At 46.4% G+C, this 6,393-nt stretch carries 6 protein-coding genes; 4 read left to right on the top strand and 2 right to left on the bottom strand.

Annotated features, from left to right (window positions below; genetic code table 11):
- Positions 1–291 precede the first annotated feature (291 nt).
- On the top strand, positions 292–744 hold the full coding sequence (locus VHA02S_RS08845) for a MarR family winged helix-turn-helix transcriptional regulator (protein WP_005446725.1): 453 nt from the start codon (positions 292–294) through the stop codon (positions 742–744).
- Between the two features lie 28 nt (positions 745–772).
- On the opposite strand, the gene VHA02S_RS08840 is transcribed toward VHA02S_RS08845, so the two are convergent.
- Positions 773–1,519 (bottom strand): FadR/GntR family transcriptional regulator, encoded by a 747-nt coding sequence (locus VHA02S_RS08840; protein WP_009700450.1) that lies wholly within the window; start codon positions 1,517–1,519, stop codon positions 773–775.
- A gap of 427 nt (positions 1,520–1,946) precedes the next feature.
- Between VHA02S_RS08840 and VHA02S_RS08835 the strand changes: the two genes are divergently transcribed.
- From VHA02S_RS08835 to VHA02S_RS08825, 3 genes are all read left to right on the top strand, one after another.
- Positions 1,947–3,194 (top strand): allantoate amidohydrolase, encoded by a 1,248-nt coding sequence (locus VHA02S_RS08835; RefSeq protein WP_038897412.1) that lies wholly within the window; start codon positions 1,947–1,949, stop codon positions 3,192–3,194.
- A 132-nt stretch (positions 3,195–3,326) separates the two neighbouring features.
- Positions 3,327–4,718, top strand: coding sequence for a YfcC family protein (locus VHA02S_RS08830; protein WP_009698222.1), 1,392 nt, complete (start codon positions 3,327–3,329; stop codon positions 4,716–4,718).
- A 22-nt stretch (positions 4,719–4,740) separates the two neighbouring features.
- Entirely contained in the window at positions 4,741–5,442 is a 702-nt protein-coding gene (locus tag VHA02S_RS08825; protein WP_038897413.1) for a DUF1028 domain-containing protein, read from the top strand.
- Between the two features lie 64 nt (positions 5,443–5,506).
- Here VHA02S_RS08825 and VHA02S_RS08820 read toward each other — a convergent pair whose 3' ends face one another.
- Positions 5,507–6,316 (bottom strand): fumarylacetoacetate hydrolase family protein, encoded by an 810-nt coding sequence (locus VHA02S_RS08820; protein ID WP_038897414.1) that lies wholly within the window; start codon positions 6,314–6,316, stop codon positions 5,507–5,509.
- Between the last annotated feature and the right edge of the window lie 77 nt (positions 6,317–6,393).

Raw genomic sequence — 6,393 nt, 5'->3', positions numbered from 1 at the left:
GGAATGACGGGGTGGTGCTCTCTCGATTATGTTTCTCGTCATTCTGAACAGCGAGGGACGAGCGTGATTCAGAATCTGCTCACCGAGAGCTGTGGCTTGATGTGAAATATTGAGTGAGAGCTCGCGGCAATTAGATTCCTGATCTCGCTTAGGCTCGTCGGAATGACGGGATGTTGCTCTCTCGGTTGTGTTTCTCGTCATTCCCGAAAGCGACGAAGGAGCGCAGTCGGGAATCTCTTGCAAGCACCAGACTATCCAATTGAAAACAAAGCCGAAAGTAGAACAGGCAATATGAAAGATCAGAAGATTTCTCCGATATCCGTGTTGGATCAAAGCCCAATGTTTGTGTGTGGTGTGATGCACCGAACATTCCGTAATCGTGCACAAGCAGAGTTATCGCGTCAGAACTTGATGACGTTGGAAATGGCGAGTGCCTTGGCAGCGTTGGAAGAGTTTCAACCGATGAGTCAGCAAGAATTGGCGGATGCGGTACTAACAGAGCGAAGTGTCGCAAAACGCATGGTGGACAACTTAGAAAAGCGTGGCTTTGTACAAGTCTCTAAGAGCGAAACCAATCAGAGATTAAAGATTCTAACACTCACAAAAGAAGGGGTAGAAGCGGTACGCAAAGTGCACCGCATCATGACTAACCTCAAACAAGATTTCTTCTCTTGCCTGACGGAAGAAGAATCCGATGAATTCTTCCGTTTGGTGCGTAAAATGACCTTAGCCAATCACGCTTAATTCAGCATTTCAAACGATGGCGAGCCAATTAGCTTTCTGTGAGAAAACGGTTCGCCACTTCAGCTTCTTGTTTCTTCATCAATTGATGCGCGGTCAGCATGTGTTGTTCCATCACTTGCTTGGCTTTTGATGCGTCACTTTTACGCAATGCTTCAACCAGTGCACGTTGGCTTTGCACACCCGTTTGCCACAGCTTGTGGTTGCCCGGTTCATACAGTTTGCGATAAATCGTTAGCTCGGTAAGCATTTGCGCAGTAAAGCGAACCACAAACTTCAGCAGCTCGTTACCAGAATAGCTCGCTAAGAGGCTGTGAAACTCAATCGATGCAATGTGGTGTTCGCGCTCTTGATACACATCTTCCGGTGGCGTCTGGTACTTATCGATCTGCTGATCGAGACGAGCAAGTTGCTCATCGGTCAATGTGCCCGCCAATGATGCTGCGATCTCTGGTTCCAGAGATAAGCGGATCTGGTACAGATCAGAAATTGAAACGTCTTTGAAGAACAGGTAGTTACTCAGTAGTGCCTGAGCTTTGTTCTCACTCATTTCGCTAACAAACACACCGCCTTTTGGCCCAGTCTTGGTCGAGAGAATACCTTGAGCCTCTAAGATACGCATGCTTTCACGTACTGTGCTTTTTGACGCATCAAAAGTTTCCATCACGTCGGTTTCGCTTGGGAGACGATCGCCGGGTTGTAAAGCTTGATCGACAATCCATGCTTTGATCGATTCGGCTAATTGTTGAGTTCTACGTCCTTTTGCGCTGCTTGCCACATTATCCTCGCTGGTTTTTCTCGCGGTATCTAGGGTCTGTTTATCTTTCGTGGTTAAATTTTGTGGGGGCGCCTAGCCCGAACCCTTTGGGCAGCGTTTGTTGGCCATTTCTACTTCGTTATCGACTTCTCATGTAGGCTAACTACACATCAAAGTCTCTGCCTTGTATAAACACCCAACAATTCGCTGCAAAAATCAGCACGAAAGGTTAACAGACCCTATTGAATTCTGAAGGAAATTCAAAGGATGTCACCTGTTTTCTACGTTTCTTTTTTTGGAAAAAGTACGGGTTGTTGATTATGAAACCATCCGATTATCGATCGAATCACTCTCACAAAAAAGTCTATTTATCATGATAAATGTCTTTCATTTGATATTTATCATGATAAATTAAAAATGAACATGGTTAGAAAAAGAGCGATTCAAGATGGAAAAATTTGTAGAAACTGCCAGCCTAGCGTGGGAGTGGTTGGAAGATATTGCTCAATGCAGCCAAACCCAAGACCCAGATAGCGAAGGTGTTACTCGCTTATGTGCCAGTGAAGAGCACGCAAAAGCGAATGAAAAACTACGTGAGTGGATGCTGTTGTCTGGTATGGAAGTGCGCATGGACAATGCTGCAAATCTTATTGGTCGCTATCACAGCCCAAATCCAAATGCCCAGACGCTGATTTTTGGCTCTCACCAAGACACGGTGCCAAATGGTGGTAAATACGATGGCATCTTGGGTGTGATTCTACCAGTTGCGTTGATTCACTATTTTCATCAACAGAAATTCGAATTCCCATTCAATATTGATGTGATTGCCTTTAGCGATGAAGAGGGAACTCGATTCCAATCGACACTACTTGGCTCAAAAGCGATATCTGGGACGTTTGAGCCAAGTGTGCTGGATGCGCGAGATGCCCACGGTGTGACCATGCGTGAAGCGTTAACGTCGTTTGGTTGTCATCCAGATCAGATCGAAAAAGACGCTTACGACAAAGAAAAGGTGTTGGGCTTTGTGGAACTGCATATTGAGCAAGGGCCACAGCTTGAACAAGCGAACTTGCCGGTCGGTGTGGTTACTGCCATCACTGGGATTGAGCGTCATACTTTGTCGATTGTTGGCAAAGCCGGACACGCAGGCACCGTGCCAATGGACATGCGTCAAGATGCGCTAGTTGGGGCAGCTCAGGTCATTCATATGTTTGACCAACTGTGCAAACGTGAAGACGACCTAGTGGGCGTCGTAGGTAAAATCGCCAACTTCCCAAATGGTGTGAATGTGATTCCTCAGCAGACGGACATCACTATCGAACTGCGCTCTCCAAATGATGCCTCTCGCATTGCCGCACGAAAAGAAATGCTGGAGAACATTCAAACCTTGATGGCGCAATACAACCTCGCGTATCACCACGAACAAACTTATGAGCAAGCTGCTGTCACCTGTTCTGATTCACTTTCTTCGGCACTTACTCAAGCGATCGCACTATCCAATATTGACACCAAACATCTATTCAGTGGCGCGGGTCATGATGGTCTGGCTGTGTGTGAGCTGACGGATATTGCGATGTTGTTTATGCGTTGTACGGGCGGGGTTAGCCATCATCCTGATGAAGCGATTTTACAACAAGACCTAGTAGCAGCAGTCGAGGTTCTGAACCATTTCTGCATGCTGATGAAACACCAATAAAGCGAAATAACACAAGAGAGGGTGGGGATTCATCCTCTTTTTTACTTTCAAAACCAAGACTTGGTTTTAGCTTGTGAACGTGAAGGCTCATACCAATGGGTTTTCATTCCTATACTAAGGAGAGATTTTGTTATGGATATGACAAAAAAGATGGAGACAACAGAGAAGAAGGCTTGGTACAAGAGTATGCCGGACCCAATGGTCCTGATCTTTATGATTTTGGTGGCAACGTATCTACTGACTTTTGTTGTGCCTGCCGGGGAGTTCTCACGTGTTGTGGTGGACGGTCGTACTACCGTTGTCCCAAACTCATTTGCTTATCTGAGTGATGTGCCTGCGGTGCATTTCTTTGACATTTTTGTCGCGATTCCGAAAGGTTTGATCAGCGCGGCACCTTACTTGTTCATCGTATTCATTGCTGGTGGTTTGTTCCACATCTTGCAACGCACTGGTGCGCTTGAGAACGCGATTGGTGTGGCGGTAAACAAAGCCGGCGTGAAGAACCGTAATCTTATCATCACAATCGGCACCTTTATCTACGGTTTCTTTGGCGTGGCGGTAGGCTTTGAGAACAACATCGCACTCGTTCCGGTTGCGGTTCTGATTTCTGCTGCGGTTGGTTACTCCAGCCTTGTCGGTACGGTAATGGCAGTGGGCGGTATCGGTGTAGGCTTTGCACTGTCACCAATCAACCCTTATACCGTAGGTGTGGCTCAAGGTATTGCTGAACTGCCTACTTTCTCGGGCGCTTGGTTGCGTGCAGCGATGGTAATTTCCTCTCTTGCATTGCTGTCTTATTACATCTGTACTCGTGTGGCGAAGATGGAGTTTAAAGAGCCAGATTCAGCAGAAGGCTTAAGCAAAGATTTATCGGAATACCACCTAGAGAAGAAAGACAAACTGACGCTAGGCGTATTCCTAGCTGGTCTTGGTGTGATGCTTTACGGCGTATTTGCTAACGGTTGGTACATCAACGAGATCGCAGGTCTGTTCTTATTAATGGCAATTGTGATCGGTGCGGTGAACGGTTTAAGTGCGAATGGCATTGTGAAGCAAATGATGGAAGGTGCATCGGGCGTAACCGCAGGTGCATTGGTGATTGGTGTTGCGGCGTCGATTCAAATCATTCTCGACCAAGCGCAAATCATCGATACCATCGTTAACGCGCTGAGCTCACTTATCCAAGATATGCCGATTGCTATCTCTGCGATTGTCGCAAGTGTGGTGCAAGGTGTGATCAACCTATTTGTGCCATCGGGTTCTGGTCAAGCGATGGTGACCATGCCGATCCTAATTCCTGTTGCAGATCTTACTGGCATGAGCCGTCAGCTTATGATCACTGCATTCCAAGTTGGTGATGGTCTTACCAACCTTATTGTACCGACTTCTGGTGGTACGCTAGCCATGTTGGCGCTGGGTCGCGTCTCTTACGAGCAGTGGTTAAAGGCAATTATGCCATTCATGGTATTTGTTTACGCCTTGTGTTGGTTGGCGCTGTTTATTGGACAAATGGTCGGCTACTAACGTCTTTTTATATCGAGAATCTATGACGATTTCACTTATTCATGTTAATCCTGAAACGGGATTATCGGCTTCCATCACAGCCACTGGCGGTGTTGCCGTTGGTGGTTATGTGAACCACAGTTGGCGTGGAGTTGGCGCCTGTGCAACTCAAGGTTTGTTTACCAATCCTTGGTATGCAGACAATGCCAAGCGATGGTTATCTCAAGGACTGTCTTGTCATGAGGTGATTGACCGTTTGAAAGAAGGTGATGCGGAATTCGCCAAGCGCCAATGTATGGTAATGGACAAACATGGCCATACCGCGTTTATAAACGGCGAAGAGAACATCGCGTACGTCGGCTCCCTAGCACTTCAAGATTTGGCGGTTGCCGGAAACATGCTTGAAAGTGATGCGGTTATTGAGGCGTTTGCAGATTCGTTCCTAGCTCAGACTGTGCTCAATGCTGAGCAAGTGAGAGCCGGGGGCAAACCGCAATATCGTGATAACTATGAGGCAACGCTAGCGGAAGTGCTTATTGCTGCACTAGAAGCCGCATTGGAAGCAGGAGGGGATAAGCGCGGTACCTATTCTGCCTCTCTTCGTATAGAAAGTTATACTCATGCGCCGATCGATATTCGTGTCGATTGGTCTGATGACAGCTTGATGGAAGACATGAGGAAGGTACTGAGTCGAGTACGAGCGCCGAACTTTCAAGAGTTTCTTAATGGCGTGCCGAATCAGTAAGAGGATTCATGTCGCGCAAAATAAAAAGCCGAACAGTGACTGCTGTTCGGCTTTTTTGTATTGGTTAAAACATAATTTTGTTTTCAACTTTAACGATGCCATTGAGTGAAACAGAAACGACATCGTTATCTTTCACCTCCACAGTGTGGGTTGGTAAGTCGATGTAAATTAAATCGCCCGGTTTGAGTGTGAAATACTGACTGAGTTCACTCACGATTTCTGCTGGAGAATAGGTAATTTCAGCAAAGGCGTCATTGTTAATGGCTTTACCGTTGATTTGCGAAGAAACATGAATCTGGGTGAAATCGAGTCCGCGAACGATCTCATTCGCAATTGGGGCAAAACCGTCTGCGCTTTTTGCTCTTAGCGAATGGGCATCATGCTGCAGCCAGTTTGTTTCCGTAAGATCGCCCCCAACGGTGAGTCCAAATATAGCGGCTGACGCTTGCTTAGTATCGATGTTCTTACTTTGCTTTCCTATCACGACCACGAGGGAGCTTGAATACTCGATGTTATCGGCATCAGATGGCACTTGGATTGGAGCGCCGGTAGAAATTAACGCTGAAGGCAGTTTAAAGAAAAACTGATAATCACTTTTCTTCGCCTTATCTGCTTGTTTTTTCGCTTGAACGATGAACACTTTTTCTGGCTTAGTCGGAAGCAGCAGACTGACATCATCAACGGAAACTTGACGAGGTGAGAGTGATGAATCGGAGAAAATATCCCCTTTAAGAGGATAGATTGAGTCTTCTACTAACTTGCCGTAACTGATTTTCCCGAGGTGTTGATAGCGAACATAAGTCGTTGAAGCTGCATTTGCCGTTAGGCTGACCACACTTAAACACACGCCCAAACATAATGCGATGAGTTTCATTATAGAAATCCTTATTTTTTAGCGCATTATATCGGTTAATTGCTGGGAAGCGTATGCCGAACTCTCCTACTTGGGGT

The organism is Vibrio harveyi NBRC 15634 = ATCC 14126 = KCTC 12724 (assembly GCF_001591145.1).
Classification (GTDB): Bacteria; Pseudomonadota; Gammaproteobacteria; order Enterobacterales; family Vibrionaceae; genus Vibrio; species Vibrio harveyi.
This window is presented reverse-complemented; position numbering and strand designations above follow the sequence as displayed.

Bases quoted from the DNA above. Each gene is read 5' to 3' on its own strand.
- VHA02S_RS08845 (WP_005446725.1), top strand. From the start codon at position 292: ATGAAAGATCAGAAGATTTCTCCGATATCCGTGTTGGATCAAAGCCCA.
- VHA02S_RS08835 (WP_038897412.1), top strand. From the start codon at position 1,947: ATGGAAAAATTTGTAGAAACTGCCAGCCTAGCGTGGGAGTGGTTGGAA.
- VHA02S_RS08830 (WP_009698222.1), top strand. From the start codon at position 3,327: ATGGATATGACAAAAAAGATGGAGACAACAGAGAAGAAGGCTTGGTAC.
- VHA02S_RS08825 (WP_038897413.1), top strand. From the start codon at position 4,741: ATGACGATTTCACTTATTCATGTTAATCCTGAAACGGGATTATCGGCT.
- VHA02S_RS08820 (WP_038897414.1), bottom strand. From the start codon at position 6,316: ATGAAACTCATCGCATTATGTTTGGGCGTGTGTTTAAGTGTGGTCAGC.